The sequence below is a fragment of the Candidatus Acidiferrales bacterium genome (assembly GCA_035934015.1).
GTDB lineage: Bacteria > Acidobacteriota > Terriglobia > Acidiferrales > UBA7541 > DAHUXN01.
The window spans coordinates 156,663-174,025 of record DASYYH010000020.1; the positions used below are offsets into that span (position 1 = coordinate 156,663).

Here is a 17,363-nt window from a genome sequence, read left to right on the forward strand (position 1 = left end):
CTTATGTTAATACTATTAGATACATACGTTTCAAGAAGCAGAATTGCCTTGTCGCTTAGCCCGAATTCCGCTACAATTCGTGTGTAACTCAGGCACGTTTTGCTAGGGCTTTTGTGCCGGTCGGTCTCCAGACCGGCGCTTGGACCAAGCAAGGCCGGTCCCGCTTTCTTTCGTTCGCGCCAGAACGCAGTGGGAACGGCCAGCCAGTTTAGGCCCGCAATGGGCCAAGAAGTCTTCGCCGCGCTGCACCGGATTTCGGAATGCAGCGGGATGAAGCGAAAACCCTTCGAGCCCCAGCTCGCGCAAAGCAAGGGAACGCGCTGTGGCCAATGGGCAAGGCAAGTGTCGAGCTGATCCGCGCGACTCGCCTTCCCGACTCGAAAACCAGGAGCACGTCAGAATGGCTGAAAAAGAAAATACGCCTGCCAAAGGCTCGGGGCATAAGTACGACGCGACTTCCATCAAAGTTCTCGGCGGCATTGAAGCCGTGCGCAAGCGTCCCGCGATGTACATTGGTTCAACCGGCGAGCTTGGCCTGCATCACCTCGTCTGGGAAGTCGTCGACAATTCCGTCGACGAAGCGCTGGCTGGTTATTGCGACGAAATCAACGTTGTCGTTCACGACGACAACTCCGTCACTGTCACTGACAACGGCCGCGGCATTCCAGTGGACATGCACGCCACGGAGAAAAAGCCCGCCGCCGAAGTCGTCATGACCGTGTTGCACGCCGGCGGAAAGTTCGACAGTGACACTTACAAAGTCTCCGGCGGCTTGCACGGCGTGGGCGTCTCCGTCGTCAACGCGCTCTCGGACTGGCTGGACCTCGAAATCTGGCGCGACGGCCAGGTTTGGGAGCAGAGCTATGAAAAGGGCCAGCCCACATCAAAACTGAAAGACACAGGCAAGACAAAAAAAACTGGCACCAAAATCACGTTTCATCCCGACCCAGCAATTTTCAGCGCCACCACTTATAGTTACGATACGCTCTCGCAGCGCCTTCGCGAACTCGCCTTCCTCAATAAAGGCCTGAAAATCACCCTCGAAGACGAGCGCAGCGGCAAGAAAGCGGAATTTCGCTTCACCGGTGGCATCGCCGAATTTGTGAAGCACCTCAATCGCGGCAAAGAAACTCTGCACGATTCTCCGATCTATATGGAAGGCAAGCGCGACACGGTCGAGATGGAAATCGCGCTGCAATACAACGACAGCTACGCCGAAAATATTTTTGCCTTCGCCAACACCATCAATACCGTCGACGGCGGCACGCATCTTTCCGGGTTTCGTTCCGCGCTCACGCGCACGATTAATTATTACGCTGGCTCTTTCGGCATGCTTCGCGAACAGAAAGACCAAATCTCCATCACTGGCGATGATGTCCGTGAGGGTCTAGTCGCCGTAGTCTCCGTCAAGCTGCCTCAGCCGCAGTTCGAAGGCCAGACGAAGGGCAAGCTGAATAGCGACATCAAAGGCGTCGTCGAGCAGCTCGTCAACGAGAGGCTCGGCGAATATTTTGACAAGCATTCCTCGATCGCGCGAAGAATCATCGGCAAATGCATTGACGCCGCGCGCGCGCGCGAAGCCGCGCGCAAGGCTCGCGAGCTGACGCGCCGCAAATCTGCGCTCGATTCGAGCGGACTGCCGGGAAAATTGGCGGATTGCCAGGAACGCGACCCGGCGCGCTGCGAATTGTTCGTCGTCGAAGGCGAATCGGCCGGCGGCTCGGCCAAGCAGGGCCGCGACCGCAAATATCAGGCCATTCTGCCGCTCAAGGGCAAAATCCTCAACGTTGAAAAGGCTCGTTACGACAAAATGCTCGGCCACGAGGAGATTCGCGCCATCATTACGGCCCTCGGTACGGGCATCGGCAAGGACGATTTCGACGCCGCCAAGCTCCGCTATCACAAAATCATTTTGATGACCGACGCCGACGTCGACGGCAGCCACATTCGCACGCTGCTGCTCACGTTTTTCTTCCGGCACATGCGCGAGCTGATCGAAAAGGATCATGTCTATATCGCCCAGCCGCCGCTCTATCGCGTCAAGCGCGGCAAAATGGACCGCTACATCCGTGACGAGCGCGATTTCTCGCGCGAATTGATGAAGCGCGCCACGGAAGACCACGTCGTCAAGCGCAAGGACGGCAAACAGCTCGAAGGCGGCGATCTGACGCAGTTTCTTCTCAACGTCCAGGAATATGAGCAAATGTCCGCAAAGCTGGCGCGGCGCCTGCGCGATCCGAAGCTAATTGAGCTATTGGCCGAATGCGATCTCGACAAGAAAACCGACTTCGTCGAAAAGAGAAAATTGCAGGAGCTGCTCGAGGAAATCGAGAAGGCCAAACTGAAGCTCGAGGCCAAGCTCGAATTCGACGAAGAGCACAGCCTGCACGAAATCGTCCTGCGCAATGGCACAGCCGACCGCAAAATCAACTGGGCGCTCGCCGCCACGCCGGAATACAAGCGCTTCCGCACATTGCGCGCGGCCATTGCTGAAAACGACAAGCCCCCTTTCGTCATCACCCACAATGGCGACAAAGTGACCAAGGAAAATGCGCTCGGCGTGCTCGGTTATGTTCTCGAAGACGCGAAAAAAGAATTCACCATCACGCGCTTCAAGGGGCTTGGCGAAATGAATCCCGAGCAGCTCTGGGAAACGACCATGAACGCCGACACGCGCACTCTGCTCAAGGTTCGCCTCGAGGATGCCGTCGCCGCCGAAGACATTTTCTCAACACTCATGGGCGAAAACGTCGAGGAGCGCCGCAAATTTATTCAGGACAATGCCCTCGAAGTCGTGAACCTGGATATCTAAATGCGAGGCCCTAACTAAGGGGCGAGAATGGCTACCTCGTTACCAGCAGACTTGTGTTGTCATTCCGAGCGGAGTGACCGGCGCATTTGTTTTTGCCGGTCACGCAGAGAGAAATCTGCAGTTCGCTTTTAAAGTTTTATGGAGCGCCAGTATTTTGTGTACATCATGTCCAGCCGCTCGCGGAATCTTTACACGGGTGTGACCAACAATCTGTTTCGCCGAACGGCTGAACACAAACTCGGTTCGATGAGCGGTTTTACGTCGAGATACAAGATCCAGAGGCTCATTTACTTTGAACCTTTCTCTGACATTCGCTCCGCTATCGCGAGGGAGAAGCAAATCAAATCTTGGAGTCGCGCGAAGAAGATTGTGCTGATTATGCAAATGAATGAGACGTGGAAAGACTTGCCCGAGGCATGGTTTTCGAAGCGAAGCCGAACTGCAGATTCCTCGCTCCGCTCGGAATGACAACAGGCGGGCTGGGGCGGCGCACAGAAGGGAAACTTGCTTTACCAGTTGAGTTGGCAAACATTGCCGGGATTGAAAGGCCTGAGCTGCTCGAATTTTCGCGCTGTGGCGACGGACGCGCCGGATAGAGATCGCGGCGTGGCCTTTGAATGCGCGAGCGAAGCCGAATGTGCGGATTTGCTGAGGAAGCTCGAAGCTCATTTCGCCGCACAGCGGTTTTCAAACAATGCTGCCGCCTTCGAGGCGGTCAAGGCCCAGGTCTTGGAATTGAGCACAAGGCGAAGCTAAAGGAGTTCTAACAGAATGACTGGTCGCTTGCCGAGGCGAATTCGGGGGCTCCCCAGGTCTCGAGGTAGAGTTCGATGGCTTCGCGGAGATTGGCGCGCGCTGATTCCACGTCTTTGCCCTGTGTCGTTACATCAAGTTCAGGGCAGCGCGCGATGTACCAGTCGTCTTCTTTCGTAATCAACGCGGAGAAACGATAGTTCATGAGACGATGCTAGCGGAAGCGGGCGGAGGAAGCAAGTAAGGGGGGCAATTTGAATGTCTGAGCAATCGTTACAAATGGCATAGGGAGCAAGGGCAAGAGCGCTCACGGTGCCGCGAGCCATTGGCTCGAGTGAGGTCATACAGAAAAGTCTAATCGGGACAGAAAATTATTAGAAATGGCTGTAAGTTATTGAAAACACTAGGCGGAGTAGCGTTCTAATCGGGACAAATTTGCACTCTTCAAAAAGCTGATTTATGGGGAAAACGGAATGGCTGACGAGCAATCACAACAGATTCTGACTCCGGTCGATATCGAATCGGAGATGAAGAAGTCGTACCTCGATTACGCCATGAGCGTGATCATCGGGCGCGCGCTGCCTGACGTGCGCGACGGCTTGAAGCCCGTCCATCGCCGCATTCTTTATGCCATGTACGACATGGGCCTGCTTGCTGGCCGCAAGCGCTCGAAATCGGCCGGCGTCGTTGGCGAAGTGCTCAAGAAATATCACCCGCACGGCGACGTTCCCGTCTACGACGCACTGGTTCGCCTCGCGCAAACGTTCAACATGCGCTATCCGCTCGTCGATGGCCAGGGCAACTTCGGCTCTGTCGATGGTGATCCTCCCGCAGCCATGCGTTATACGGAGGCGCAGCTTTCCCGCATTGCCGCGGAGATGCTTGCGGACATCGAGAAAGAAACCGTTGATTTCGTTCCCAACTACGACGAGAGCACGCAGGAGCCCGTCGTCCTGCCGACGAAGATTCCCAATTTGCTTGTCAATGGTTCAAGCGGCATCGCCGTCGGCATGGCCACGAATATTCCGCCGCATAACCTGAAAGAAATCCTCACGGCGACGGTTGCGTTGATTGAAGATCCGGAAACGAATCTGAAAAAAGTGATGAAGATCGTGCCCGGTCCGGATTTTCCGACCGGCGGCTATATCTACGGCCGCGAGGGAATCGAGCAGGCGTACAAAACGGGCCGCGGAACTTTCCAGGTGCGCGCCAAAGCGGCCATCGAACAGGCCGGAAAAGACCGCGAAAATATCGTCATCACCGAGCTGCCCTACCAAGTCAATAAATCGCGGCTCATCGCGCACATCGCCGATCTGGTGCAGAACAAGAAAATTCAGGGCATCAGCGACATTCGCGACGAAAGCGACCGCGACGGCATGCGCATCGTCATCGAGGTGAAGCGCGACGAAGAGCCGCAGCTCATTCTGAATCACCTCTTCAAGCAGACGCAGATGCAGGAATCTTTCGGCATGATCCTGCTCGCCATTGTCGCGGGCCAGCCGCGCGAGCTGGGCCTCGTCGAACTCATCAAGCTTTTCATCGAGCACCGCATCGAAGTGGTCCGTCGCCGCACGCAATACGATTTGCGCAAGGCCGAAGAGCGCGAACACATCCTGCTCGGTTTCAAGAAAGCTCTGGAAGTTCTCGACGAACTGATCAAGCTGATTCGCCGCTCGAAGTCGCCCAAGGAAGCCAAAGAAGGAATGATCGAGCGGTGGAAATTCACGGAGCGCCAGGCGCAGGCGATTTTGGATTTGCAACTCCATCGCCTCACGCAGATGGAGCGCGAGAAGATCGCCGAGGAACTGAAGCAAGTTCAGGTGCGCATCGCAGAACTGAAAGAAATCCTCGGCAGCGATAAAAAACTGCGCGGCGTCATCGTCGCGGAGCTGAAGGAAATCGAAAAAGATTATGGCGATGACCGCCGCACGCAAATTGTGGACCGCGTCGAAGAGATCAAGCTCGAAGACTTGATCAAAGAAGAAGAAATGGCCATCACGGTGAGTCACGCGGGCTACGTGAAGCGCACGCCGGTGGATGTCTATCGCCATCAATCGCGCGGCGGCAAGGGCCGCATCGGCGCGAAGACGCGCGAAGAGGATTTCGTCGAGCATTTGTTCGTCGCCTCGACGCACACCTACATTTTGCTCTTCACTTCGAAGGGCCGCGTCTATTGGCTCAAGGTCTATGAAATTCCCGAAGCGGCGGCGGCCACGCGCGGCAAGGCCATCAACAGCCTGGTCCATTTCCAAGAGGGCGAAAAGCTGACGGCCGTGGTTGCAGCGCGGAATCTCGAGGAGGAGGGCCGCTACGTTTTTCTGGCTACAAAGCAAGGCACGGTGAAAAAGACCGGCCTCGCGGAATTTTCCAATCCGCGGCCAAGCGGCATCATTGCCATCAATCTCGATGGCAGCGATGAACTCATCGGCGCGAAATTGACCGACGGCAAGCAGATGATTTTCCTCGCCAGCCACGACGGCCAGGCCATTCTCTTCCGCGAAACGGAAGTGCGCGCGATGGGCCGCCAGGCCGCCGGTGTAAACGGCATGGATCTCGCCAAGGACGATTACGTTGTCTCCATGGACGCTGTGCAGCCCGATTTCGAAATCATCAAGAAGGAATTCAAGAAAGAGACGCAAGACCTCGACGATCTCGAAAGCGATCAGATCCGCGAATCGCTCACGTCGCTGATGCTTACGGTCGCCGAGAAAGGCTACGGCAAGCGCACGCCGCTCGCCGAATATCGCGTCACGTCGCGCGGGGGCAAAGGCGTCATCAATTTGAAGACCACCGACCGCAATGGCTCGGTCGTTGCCGCCCTACAGGTGAAGGAAGATTCCGACGTGATGATCATCACCGGCCAGGGCAAAGTGATTCGCGTGCACTCAGCGGAAATTCGCGAAGCGGGCCGCTCGACGCAAGGCGTGCGCCTGCTGCGCCTCGATGAAGGCGACCGCATCGCCGCTGCCGCTTCCATCCTCGAAGAAGAAGAGGCCGGAGCGCCCGGTGAAGGTTCACAGGGCTGAATTCGAGCGGCGAAGGCGCATCGTTCAGCCAGAAGGAAGGGTTATTCGTTTGGCGGGGCGATGAAGTAGCCGGGGCGCGTGCGGATTTTCAGGCTCGGTTCCGTGACGCGCACTTCGATGTTGTGATACCCGTAGGCCGTATTGCTCGGCGGACGGTAAGCCAGCAAATAATCGCCATGAAGATCGTTGCCGATGGAGTTCATGGCGCGCTGAATGGAATTGTCTTTGAATGTTCCTTCGTGCAAACCTCCCGTAGCTGTACTGGCGAGCACGAGTGCATTCTTGCCCACGGCGTTCGCGCCGTGCTGCACGAGCCAGGCAATCAACGGCAGGAACGACACGCTGTCCTCATTTCCCATCTGCTCTTCGACCGTGCTCGGTGTTTGCATCGTACCCGTCGGTGGATTCATGGGATAGGTTCCCGGAGGCCCGGTTTCCACGGGCCGTGGCCGCTCCGGCGCCTTGCGAAATTCAGCCGCCGTGCTGCTCAGGCCGATGGTGTAAATCGAAGTGTTGTCGAGCTGCGCGCGGCGAAGCACCTGGCCGAGTTTGGTCTCGCTGCCTTTGTCATTTTTTTCGCCCACGACAACGATGATGCGGCGGCGCTCCGAAGGTTCTTTCTCGAGAATGTCTTCCGCGCGATTGAGCGCGTCATAGAGACGCGCCCCGGACAATCCGGGTTGAACATGCTCGATCGTTTTCAGAACGGCATCGGAGTCCGTGGTCATCGGGCACAAAATATCCACTTCGTCGTTGTAGCCGATCACCGTGGCTTCGCCTGTGGCCGCCATCACCATCTGCGTGAAAATGATTCCGGTTTTTTGCACGGCAGGAAGCAACGGAGCGACGCGGGAACTGGTTTCGAGCACGAGGACAATCGAGAGCGGATCTCCTCCCTGGTCGAAGCGGATAATCTGCTGCGGTTTCCCATCCTCGAAAACCTGAAAGTCTTTTTGCGTGAGATTCAGCACGAGATTATGCGAACGGTCGGAGACGGCAACCGGCAGCGTGACCACCTTGACCTGAATCACCACGCGCCCCGTTTGCTGGCTTGACTGCTGCCCCGTCTGCGCCCCCAGTTTTACTTGGATCGGTCCGGACGGCTGGCTCTGTCCAAAGGCTGGCGCTGCCGCGGCCAAAAGGAGTGCCAGCGAGCGCATGGTCAGCTTGGCGGCGGTTGTCATGATTACCTAATCTATCTGATTCCGGATTTCCAGTCGACGTTGTAATTGAATTCGCGGAGCTTGCAGGGTGGCCAACAGGAGTCGCCGCCGGGTATTCGGCCCAGTACCATCGCACAAGAATCATATTCCATTCGAATCGAACCGAACTAGAATGCTGGATTCGCACTCTTACGCACAGGAGAACACATGAAGTCGCGAGCCTATTTGCCCATGGCCAAGCTGGCCTATCACGATGCGCACTTTACCGAGAGTCCCGCGGCACGCCCGCTGCGGATTCTGGCCGAATACTTGGACCCGGCAAAACGGCTGCGCGACGAGAGGATCGGCGACACGATTGTCATGTTCGGATCGGCGCGAATCATGCCGCGCGAGCGGGCCATCGCGAAGCTGGAACGGTTGAAGCGCAACCGCCGCGCGGCAAAAAACCCCGCGCGGCGCGAAGAAGTGCGCATGGCGCGAGCGACGCTCGAAATGTCGCGCTATTACGAGGAAGCGCGCGAACTGGCGCGGCGAATCACGGCGTGGTCCATGTCTCTCGGCGAGCACCCGCGGCGATTCGTCATTTGTTCCGGCGGCGGCCCCGGAATCATGGAAGCAGCCAATCGCGGCGCATCGGAAGCGGGAGGGTCTACTGTGGGGCTGAGCATTCAGCTTCCACACGAGCAGCGGCCCAATCGCTATATCACGCCGGAATTGAATTTTTGTTTCCATTACTTCTTCATGCGCAAGCTCTGGTTCGCGCAACTGGCGAAAGCTCTGATCGTTTTCCCCGGCGGCTTTGGCACGATGGATGAGCTATGGGAAATGCTCACTCTGATGCAAACCGGCAAATTGCCCGAGCATCACCTGATTCTGATTTACGGCAGAAAATATTGGGACAAAGTACTGAACTGGCGCACCATGGTCAATTCAGGAACCATCAGCAAGCGCGAATTCAATCTGCTGCAGTTCGCGGACACAGTTGATGAGGCTTTCGTGCGCATTCGCACCGGTCTCGAACAGTATCATTTGGTGCTGGACGCAGATTGGGAAGGATAGGCCGCAGCTGATTTGCTGCGAAGTGAGTCCTTTGCCTTCGATGAATCATCCGATGGAAAAGCGGAGCCGCGTATCGGGATAAAGGAGGAGTCATGCAAGAGAGACATTTTCTGGAAACGACAATCGAGCAGTTTCGCGGGCAAAAAAAGCTTGCGGACAAGGCCATGGACCAACTGAACGACGAGCAATTTTTTGCGTCGCTCGGCGCGGAATCAAACAGCATCGCCCTAATCCTGAAACACGTTGCGGGAAACCTGCGGTCACGATGGACGGATTTCCTGACGACCGATGGAGATAAATCCGATCGAAACCGCGACACGGAATTTTTGAACGAAGAGCGAGACACACGCGCGAGCCTGGTGGAGCGCTGGGAAGCCGCATGGCAAGTAACGCAGGACGCGCTGGAAGAACTGACGCCGGCGGACCTGGATAAGACGGTCACGATCCGCTCCGAGCCGCATACCGTGGTGAGAGCGATTCAGCGGTCGCTGGCGCATACAGCGCAGCATGTGGGACAAATTATTTTGCTCGCGAAGCATTATGCCGGGGCTCAATGGCAAACGCTGAGTATTCCTCGCGGAAAGTCGCAGGAATTCCAAAAACAATTGGAGAAGAAACACGGAGCATGAAGCGCGGCACAAACTGTGATAATCCAGATTGAGCCGCGCCGCCGTGAATTGCGAGATTTAATTTAGGGATGCGGGTACAAGCTCGGTTTCGAAAAAGGCCTCGAAGCGCCGCTTTTCATCCTGATCGTGCAACATCACCACAGGCGAGATGTGCAGCGAACGCTTGCATCCGCGGCACGTGGTCGTCTCGCCTTGCAAGTCTTGCACAAACCCATCGGTGAAGTGATATTCCGCGTGCGAACGCCGCGCCGGCTTGCTGCCGACTGTGCCGCAATGCGGACAGGTAAACTCCAGCCGGTCATCCTGCGGATCGCGATCGAGCGCCGCGCGGCCCGTATACCGAACGCCAAGTGTTTCCAAACTGCTCTTACTCATGATGATTGCCTCCGTATGAGTCCCAAGGGCCCATTTTCACCCGATTGGATGCACAAACCCGCCGCAATGATGCCGGACACGCCTAGTGCATCTAAGTAATTCTTTTTCTTAGACTTAAGATCAAATGGAGCTTTTTAGGGCATTTGAGGGAGCCAGTTTGAGGAACTTCCCTCGCCAACCGGTGTCCATAATCGCAGAGGTCGCGCGATCTCGCAAATAGAACTTTCGTACGGCTGAATTTCATCCGTGCGCGAGGATTCTTGACTCGAAAAAACGACTTGCGAGGGGTGCGTCCATGCGAGGCGAGCGATTTCTGAAAACATGTTTGGTGGAAGGCGACTCGGAGACAGAGGGGCGCGCGAAACGGCGCCGCCGCGGCGCTCTAAGTGCCGCTCTGGCAGTTGAAGTCCTGACGATAGCAGTCCTCGTGATATTGCCGCTCATGAACACGAGCGCATTGCCACCGCAATTTATCTTCCTGCCACACATTCCGTTTTCTGGCACGCCTGCGGTGAGGCCAGCCGTAATTCATGCCCGCGAAACTGCGAACGCGTCGCAGGTGTTTGTGCCATTGAATCCGAATCTTTCGCCAACGCGGGTATCGCGCATAGCGGCCGTTACGCCTTCTTCTGCGCCTGAGATTCCAGGCAGTCCTCAAAGTTTTTCGGATCAGCCACTGGGAATTTTTGACGCATCAGTAGACACGCCGTTGCTTCAGCAGCCCCGCCCCGCGCCGCCGCAAATCATTCGACGAAGCGAAAGCGTGCAGGAAGGGCTTCTGGCAAACCGTGTTCAACCGCAGTATCCGGAAATCGCGCGAATGGCAAGGATTTCGGGAACGGTCGAGCTGCGGGCCATCATCGGGCGCGACGGACGCGTGCGCTCCGTGGAAGTCCTGAGCGGCAGCCCGCTACTTGCTCCGGCCGCCGTGTCCGCCGTACGCCAATGGCGCTACCGCCCCACTCTGCTCGATGGCGAAGCGGTCGAGGTCGAGACGCACGTTACCGTGCGATTCCTCTTGGATCCGTAAGTCGTTGTGTCGCGTTCCGCCGCCATCGCCGATATTTTGCTCGCCGGGAAAAGCGAAAGGCCGGCAGGGCATCTGCCGGCCTTTCGCACAGGGATTCACTAATTATCCGCGGCGTTCGTCAGAATCGGAAATCGATTCCAACGGAATAGCGCAGGTTATTTTGCCCCGATCCGCCGAAACCCGTATGGATGTAATCGATCTGCAGCGGCCGAAAGGACAGGAAATGCCCTTCATGAATATCAACACCGCCGCCGATTGCCGTGGCGAACGATGTGTCGGAAGAGCCTCCGCCGCTGACGTGCGCGCCTCCAATCATGATGCGCGCGAAGGGCGAGATCGTGGAGGGGAAGCGCACTTCGGGTCCGACCAGAAACGTATGCAACGTGGAGCTGACGCCGCTGATCTTGCCGTAGTCGCCCCCGAGATCAGCGGTAACCCCGAATACCTTGAAGAAGTTGTCGGTGAAGGACAGATCGTAGCCATTGAGGCTCGATGTGTCCGGAGAACTGTCCAGACGGAAATAGGAATAGCCGCCGTAAGCGTCAAAGCCCTGCGCGTGCGCAGCCAGCGGCAAAAGGAAAATGACTCCGAGCAGAAGGGCGAGTTTTCGCATCAAAAATTCCTCCGAATTGGAATGGGAAGGCGAGCGTTGAAACTGGCGCGACCGCTCGCGCGCAAAGACCGAGCCCGATTCCCGCCAACTCCCGTAACACGGTTCGGCTCCGGTTTTCAGCCTTCCAGGCTGGCCGATACTTTAGATGTCACAATCCAGGCATCGGTTGGCAATTCGCAAAGAGGATTGCACAATCAGCTATCTCTTGCAGCCATGCCCCGTGCGGCGATAACATCTGGCTGGAATCGAGATCGCTTCTTGTAGCTCTGGCTTTCCGCGAGGTGCCCCATGGCCAAAAAGAGAAAACCTCTTTTCATCGCTTTGATTGTCATTGTTGTGATTTTTTTGATTCTGATCATCACGCCGTTTTTCATCGACGCCGACCGTTTCCGCCCGCAGATCGAGAATGCGCTGAGCGGAGAGCTTGGCCGGAAAGTCGAGATCGGGCACCTGAGCGTTTCTTTGCTCTCGGGCAGCCTGAAGGCCGACGAGATTTCCATCGCGGACGATGCGGCATTCAGCAAAGAGGATTTTTTGACCGCGAAATCGCTGGCCATCGGCATCGACGTGATGCCACTGATTCTTTCGCGGCAGTTGCACGTCCATTCGCTCGACATCAACGATCCGCAGCTCCAATTGCTGCGCACCGCGGCTGGCCAATGGAATTTCTCGACGCTGGGGGGCGCAGCTCCGGCAAACGCCAAACCGGCAGCGGCGACCGCGAATGATCCTCCCAGCGACCCGCCTGCCGATCCGCCCGCTACTCCAGCGACGACAACTTCGATGGCGAACAGCATCACCGTGGACAGCTTGAAGATCTCCGGCGCCACAGTTTCTTTGCGGCGCGTAGGCGAAGCTATGTCGGCTACGAACGTCTATCAGAACGTGAATATCGCCGCGCAGAATATCTCCGAGGCCTCGGCGTTTCCCTTTCAATTCGACGCCAAGACTCCCACCGGCGGCAAGCTGAACCTCACGGGCAAAGTCGGGCCGCTCGGCAATGGAGACGCGAATCATTTGCCATTTGACGGCGAGTTGAAAGCGCACAGCGTGCCCGCCGAGGACATCGAAAATCTTCTGGCCGTGTTGGGATATGCGTTGCCAAGCGGATCGTCGCTCAAGGGCGGCACGCTCGAAGCGAATTTGGCGTTGCGCGGGCCTCTCGAAGGATTTGTGTCTCAAGGGCCGGTCAGCTTGAATAATGTCACGCTCGCCGGTTACAGCTTGGGATCGAAACTCGCCGGCGCTTTGGGGCAGTCCAGCGCGCAGACGGGCAACGATACGCTGGTCAAAGTGGCAAGCTCGAATGTGAGCTATGGACCCGCGGGCGTTCGCGCGGAGAGCGTAAACGTGGAAATTCCCGGAATCGGCGACGTCACCGGTTCAGGAACGGTCAGCGCGAACAACGCTCTGGATTTTCACCTAATCGCAAAACTCGAAGGCTCGAGCCCGCTTGCAAAACTGACGCAACTACCGTTTTTCAATCAGGGCGGCGGCATACCGTTCCACGTGGATGGAACGACGTCCGATCCGCACGTGACCGCAGACATCGCCGGACTGAATAAGACGCCTCTCAACCAGCTGAAAGTTCCGACGAAGGGCCAGCTGGGAGGCATGCTCGGCGGACTGCTGAAAAGGAAGAAGCCGCAATAGCGCGCGCCTATTTTTTGCGCGCGGCTTCGAGGGCATCCCATGCGGCGTCGGGGAAATCGGCGAAGTCGTTGAATTCGCCCGCGCCGCGGAGCCACAGACCACCATCGATGACCACGCACTCGCCGTTGATGTATTCCGATAAATCGCTGAGCAAATAGGCGGCAAGATTGGCCAGCTCTTCATGGCGGCCAAAGCGCTTCATGGGATGCGCCTGCCGCGCGCGCTCTTCCAATTCTTTGGATGGCAGGAGACGCGACCACGCGCCTTCGGTCGGAAACGGACCGGGCGCGATAGCATTCATGCGGATGCGGTAGCGCGCCCATTCCACGGCGAGCGAACGCGTCATGGCCAGCACGCCGGCCTTGGCGCACGCGGAGGGAACGACGAATCCGGAGCCGGAAGCAACCGCGGCGTACGTGGCGGCGATGTTGAGCACATTGCCAGGCTGTTTTGCAGCGATCCATTTTCGCCCGAGCGCCAGCGTGCAATGAAATGTTCCCTGCAGCACGATGTCCACCACGGCATGGAAGGCATTGACGGAAAGTTTCTCTGTTCGCGCGATAAAATTGCCGGCGGCATTGTTGACGAGCGTGTCGACGCGCTGGAATTCCTTCTCCGCCGCCGCTATAGCTTCTTCTACGGCCGCGAAATCGCGGACATCGCACATGGCATACGCCGCGCGAGCCTTCTTAGCGCGGATTTCTTCGCAGGTTTTCGCGAGCGGTTCTTCGCGCCGGCCAATTAAAAATAAATTTGCGCCGAGCTCCGCGAAGCGCAGAGCCATGGATCGGCCCAGGCCGGTGCCGCCTCCGGTAATCAATATGGTTCTTCCCTTCAGCAAGTCCGTCTGAAACATCGCGGCTCTCCCCGAATCCCCATTTCACTGGCGTGCCCGGCAAGCGCGAGCGTCCGCCGCGGCGAAATCAATGCGCGCGCGGCAAAAATTCCTTGGGCAAGGGCATCGAGGCAGTTTCCTCCTGCCAGTAGATCGTGACGATCCACCAGCGCGTTCCGTCGAAAAATAACTGCACGCCATTGACGCCGCGCGCGAACGGCTTGGGATCGTTCGCGGCGTGGCGAGATTCATACGTGCTGAAAACCTGCATGATGCCGCCGAAGCGTTCCGACTTGCGCGCAACCTCGCGTTCGAAAAATCCGCTCTTTTCGAAATAGGCCTGCCCTCGGCTGGCGTAGTCGTCCGGCGTAAGCACGCGCGTGGTTTCTCCTCCACCCGGCTTTGGAACTGTCGGAATCAAGCGCGCACCGGGAGTGAAGAGCGAACGGAAGCGATTCCAGTCGCGCTGCTTTCCAGCCGGGCCGGAGATGACGTCATACATCGCGGCGAGGATTTCGTTCGCCGTCGAGACGTCGGCGGGATTCGCCGCCGGCAAATTGGCCGGAGCTTGCGAAGCCGGAGATTGCTGGGCGAAAGCCGTCGCCGCAAAACCAGCGCCGGAAAGAGCGAACCAGGCCCAGAACAAAAGGCGGACAAACCTTCGAAGCATGGATTGCCTCCCACATACGAAACCGCGGAATTACAGGCGTACGAGCTTACCTTTTTTCAGCTTCCAAATGGCGAAAGATATGTCGCGCAAGAATAAGAACTGGATGCATAATTGTCGCTGCAATTTTTTGAGCACCGAGGCGTGTGGGTCGCAGCGCGATCGGCAGCCGGAAGGAGATTCGAGCTGTGAAAAAATTCATTTTGGGGATCCTTGTGGGATTCGCAATCGTTTTTGCGGGAGCGTATGTTTACTTCAGCTACGGCCTTGCTCCTGTGGCGACGTCGGACAGCCCCATGCCCATGGAAAGGTATTTTGCGCGGAAAGCGTTGCACGCCAGAATCAGTCGTGAAGCTCCCAAGCGAGATGCTTCGACGTTCACGACGGCGGACCTCACCGACGGAGCGACCGTCTATCAGATGAATTGCGTCTTTTGTCATGGTCTTCCAGGGCAGCAAGAAAGCGCGGCCGCCAAAGGGATGTTCCCCGATCCGCCGCAGCTCTTCACGCCCGACGGCACGGTGACCGACGACCCGGTGGGCGTTACCTACTGGAAAGTGAAAAACGGCATACGCCTGACCGGCATGCCGGGATTCCACGCGTCGCTAAAGGATGATGAAATGTGGCACGTCAGCGCGCTCCTTGCCCGCGCCGATAAGCTTCCGCCGGAAGCTGCCTCCATTCTCAAGCTGCCTGCGGGAGATCCGCCAGCATCAACGACGTCAAGCGCATCCGCTCCGGCGAGCACGCCGGATTGGAAAGACGCGCGGCAGATTTCGCCCGAGGCTCTGGCCGCGAAGCTCGCCGGGCCGAAGGCCGAGCGCCCAATGGTGCTTCAAGTCGGCGCGCGCGCCCTCTATGAGGGAGGACATATTCCCGGAGCCATCTACGCTGGAATGGCTTCGACGCCATCCGGCCTGGCAAACCTGAAAGCAGAAGCGGCCAAACTTTCCAAGAATCAGCAAATCGTGATTTATTGCGGCTGCTGTCCCTGGGAGAACTGCCCGAACGTCCATCCGGCGTACGACGAGCTGCGCAAAATGGGATTTACGCGGTTGGTCGTCCTTCTGCTCCCGCAGGACTTCGCGCACGATTGGGTCGCGCAGGGTTATCCCGTAGCGCGAGGAAACAAGTAACACCGGATTCGGCCTCGCCGTTTGGCGCGCAGCGCGAATGCGCGAGCCGAACGCACCGCTTTCAAAAATCCACGTGCGCGCGCACGCCGGGAACGAGCACCGGCCCGCGGTCCTGGTTGTAGCCGGGATTGTTGATGTGCTGCAGATCGAAAGAAACAAATGTCCCGCGCCAGATATGCGCTGTGTAATACGTCTCCACGATTTTCTCATGCGCGTAATTCAGAGAGCCGTCGCCGAGCAAAAAGCCGTCGCCTCCCAGGGCGAGATAGCGCGCGTGATCGCCGGAGATTCCGTTGAGCGAAAAAGCGAAGCCCGCGCGGTCGTTCTTGCGCCGCCACGAATCGCCGCTGTTGTCGGCCCCCAGTTCGAGCGTGCGATCCACTTCCGTGTAAACAAATGATTCGTTGTGTCCGTCGCTCCAGCCCCAGCGGCCAAAGGCGCGAAGCTGGCCCGTTAGATTTTGCTCGAAATTCAATCCGAAGCCGTACTTGTGGCGTCCTTGCCGGCGCGTGGCAGTGATGGTGGGCTTTGAAGTGTCCCCGGCAAGAAATTCTTCGATAGCTTCGCGATAATTCCCCATGTCCGCATGATTCAAATACGCGAGAATGCGAATTGCGCCATCGCGGTGATGCAGGAATCCGCCATTGTAGTCCGCCTCGAAATTTTCCGAGCGCGACCGCGCCACATCGGCGTCGAGATTGATGCCATTGGCAACTTTAGGCATCAGCGCCTCGGCGAATCGCGCGGACCACCGGCCATCGTCGTATTCCACCATCGCGCCGTCGGTATAGCCGCGGGTATTCGCCGCGTAGTCATACGCGCCGTTATTGTCCACAGTCCAATTCAAGAATTGGAGATGCGAGTCGCTACCCGGGCCGTTGGTATCGAAAAAATCAGGCATGGTGAATTTGCCCACCCAGAATTCGAGTCGCCGCTTTGGCAGCGAAGTGGCGAGATTGAGAAAATTGCGTTCGGCGGAAACCTTTTCGTGTGAAAGCGGAATGATCTGGCGAAGCAAGAGCCGCGCCAGATACGGCGCGTGCGTCAAAACAACTCCGTCGGCTGTGCGCACGACGTCGAGATTCGTGTACCCGGCCAGACCCAGAGCGTCGCCAATTCCCGGACCGGTGGAATCCTCCGCGTCAGCGAAGACCTGAGTCGTATCAGAGAGCTCATAACCTGTATAGACGGTGAAAACATGGGACGTCGAGCTTTGCGCCGCCGCCGAGAGGCTGTTTGGACCGCTATACTTTGCAGGAAATGCGGGATGCCATTGAAGGATGATATTGGCCTGACCCGAGAGCCAATAGCGCGTGGAATCCAGATGAGGAAAGATCGTAAGCGCATCCGAATCAGGATCGCCCGAAGCCGCAGCGCCGGAGTCCGTCTCTATTTGTTGCGGTGGATTCAGCGAAACCTGGTCTTGCGTCTGCTGCGTTCCGGCGGCAGAAGATGTTTGCGCGCGAGTTCTTTCTCCGCCGAGTATCAACAAGCAGACGAGAATCAAATACGCCAGCAACGAGAATGTTTTCTTTGCCATTTGACGCACTTCATTAACCTCAACCAATGCGCCGGCTGCCCGGGCTCGCGAGGTACAGTTTGCGCGGCGAAA

General features: G+C 57.4%; 14 protein-coding genes. 7 read left to right on the forward strand and 7 right to left on the reverse strand.

Features of this window, described 5'->3' with window-relative positions; all coding sequences use genetic code 11:
• Positions 1-400 precede the first annotated feature (400 nt).
• A complete protein-coding gene (gene gyrB, locus VGR81_10310; protein ID HEV2289333.1) occupies positions 401-2,812 on the forward strand; it encodes a DNA topoisomerase (ATP-hydrolyzing) subunit B in 2,412 nt (803 codons plus the stop codon).
• 763 nt (positions 2,813-3,575) lie between these two features.
• Here the strand turns inward: gyrB and VGR81_10315 are convergent.
• Positions 3,576-3,770, reverse strand: coding sequence for a type II toxin-antitoxin system HicB family antitoxin (locus VGR81_10315; protein HEV2289334.1), 195 nt, complete (start codon positions 3,768-3,770; stop codon positions 3,576-3,578).
• A gap of 268 nt (positions 3,771-4,038) precedes the next feature.
• Here VGR81_10315 and gyrA point away from each other — a divergent pair, with 268 nt between their 5' ends.
• Entirely contained in the window at positions 4,039-6,591 is a 2,553-nt protein-coding gene (gene gyrA / locus VGR81_10320) for a DNA gyrase subunit A (protein ID HEV2289335.1), read from the forward strand.
• Positions 6,592-6,632: 41 nt separating this feature from the next.
• Here the strand turns inward: gyrA and VGR81_10325 are convergent, their stop codons facing one another.
• Positions 6,633-7,775 carry a VWA domain-containing protein gene (locus VGR81_10325; protein ID HEV2289336.1) on the reverse strand — a complete coding sequence of 381 codons (1,143 nt, stop codon included), beginning with the start codon at positions 7,773-7,775 and terminating at the stop codon, positions 6,633-6,635.
• 186 nt (positions 7,776-7,961) lie between these two features.
• Here VGR81_10325 and VGR81_10330 point away from each other — a divergent pair, with 186 nt between their 5' ends.
• Positions 7,962-8,813, forward strand: coding sequence for a TIGR00730 family Rossman fold protein (locus VGR81_10330; GenBank protein ID HEV2289337.1), 852 nt, complete (start codon positions 7,962-7,964; stop codon positions 8,811-8,813).
• 92 nt (positions 8,814-8,905) lie between these two features.
• Entirely contained in the window at positions 8,906-9,442 is a 537-nt protein-coding gene (locus VGR81_10335) for a DinB family protein (GenBank protein ID HEV2289338.1), read from the forward strand.
• A 57-nt stretch (positions 9,443-9,499) separates the two neighbouring features.
• Here VGR81_10335 and VGR81_10340 read toward each other — a convergent pair whose 3' ends face one another.
• A complete protein-coding gene (locus VGR81_10340) occupies positions 9,500-9,817 on the reverse strand; it encodes a hypothetical protein (GenBank protein ID HEV2289339.1) in 318 nt (105 codons plus the stop codon).
• Positions 9,818-10,112: 295 nt separating this feature from the next.
• Here VGR81_10340 and VGR81_10345 point away from each other — a divergent pair, with 295 nt between their 5' ends.
• Positions 10,113-10,847: an energy transducer TonB gene (locus VGR81_10345; protein HEV2289340.1), complete on the forward strand. Its 735-nt coding sequence runs from the start codon at positions 10,113-10,115 to the stop codon at positions 10,845-10,847.
• Between the two features lie 118 nt (positions 10,848-10,965).
• Here VGR81_10345 and VGR81_10350 read toward each other — a convergent pair whose 3' ends face one another.
• Positions 10,966-11,460, reverse strand: a complete 495-nt coding sequence (locus VGR81_10350; protein HEV2289341.1) for a hypothetical protein — start codon at positions 11,458-11,460, stop codon at positions 10,966-10,968.
• A 288-nt stretch (positions 11,461-11,748) separates the two neighbouring features.
• Here VGR81_10350 and VGR81_10355 point away from each other — a divergent pair, with 288 nt between their 5' ends.
• Positions 11,749-13,113 (forward strand): AsmA family protein, encoded by a 1,365-nt coding sequence (locus VGR81_10355; protein ID HEV2289342.1) that lies wholly within the window; start codon positions 11,749-11,751, stop codon positions 13,111-13,113.
• 7 nt (positions 13,114-13,120) lie between these two features.
• On the opposite strand, the gene VGR81_10360 is transcribed toward VGR81_10355, so the two are convergent.
• Positions 13,121-13,969, reverse strand: a complete 849-nt coding sequence (locus tag VGR81_10360) for an SDR family oxidoreductase (protein ID HEV2289343.1) — start codon at positions 13,967-13,969, stop codon at positions 13,121-13,123.
• Between the two features lie 67 nt (positions 13,970-14,036).
• Complete coding sequence (locus VGR81_10365; GenBank protein ID HEV2289344.1) at positions 14,037-14,618, reverse strand: hypothetical protein; 582 nt, start codon at positions 14,616-14,618, stop codon at positions 14,037-14,039.
• Between the two features lie 185 nt (positions 14,619-14,803).
• On the opposite strand from VGR81_10365, the gene VGR81_10370 reads away from it, so the two are divergent.
• Complete coding sequence (locus tag VGR81_10370) at positions 14,804-15,751, forward strand: c-type cytochrome (protein ID HEV2289345.1); 948 nt, start codon at positions 14,804-14,806, stop codon at positions 15,749-15,751.
• A 61-nt stretch (positions 15,752-15,812) separates the two neighbouring features.
• On the opposite strand, the gene VGR81_10375 is transcribed toward VGR81_10370, so the two are convergent.
• A complete protein-coding gene (locus VGR81_10375; GenBank protein HEV2289346.1) occupies positions 15,813-17,291 on the reverse strand; it encodes a carbohydrate porin in 1,479 nt (492 codons plus the stop codon).
• Positions 17,292-17,363 lie beyond the last annotated feature (72 nt).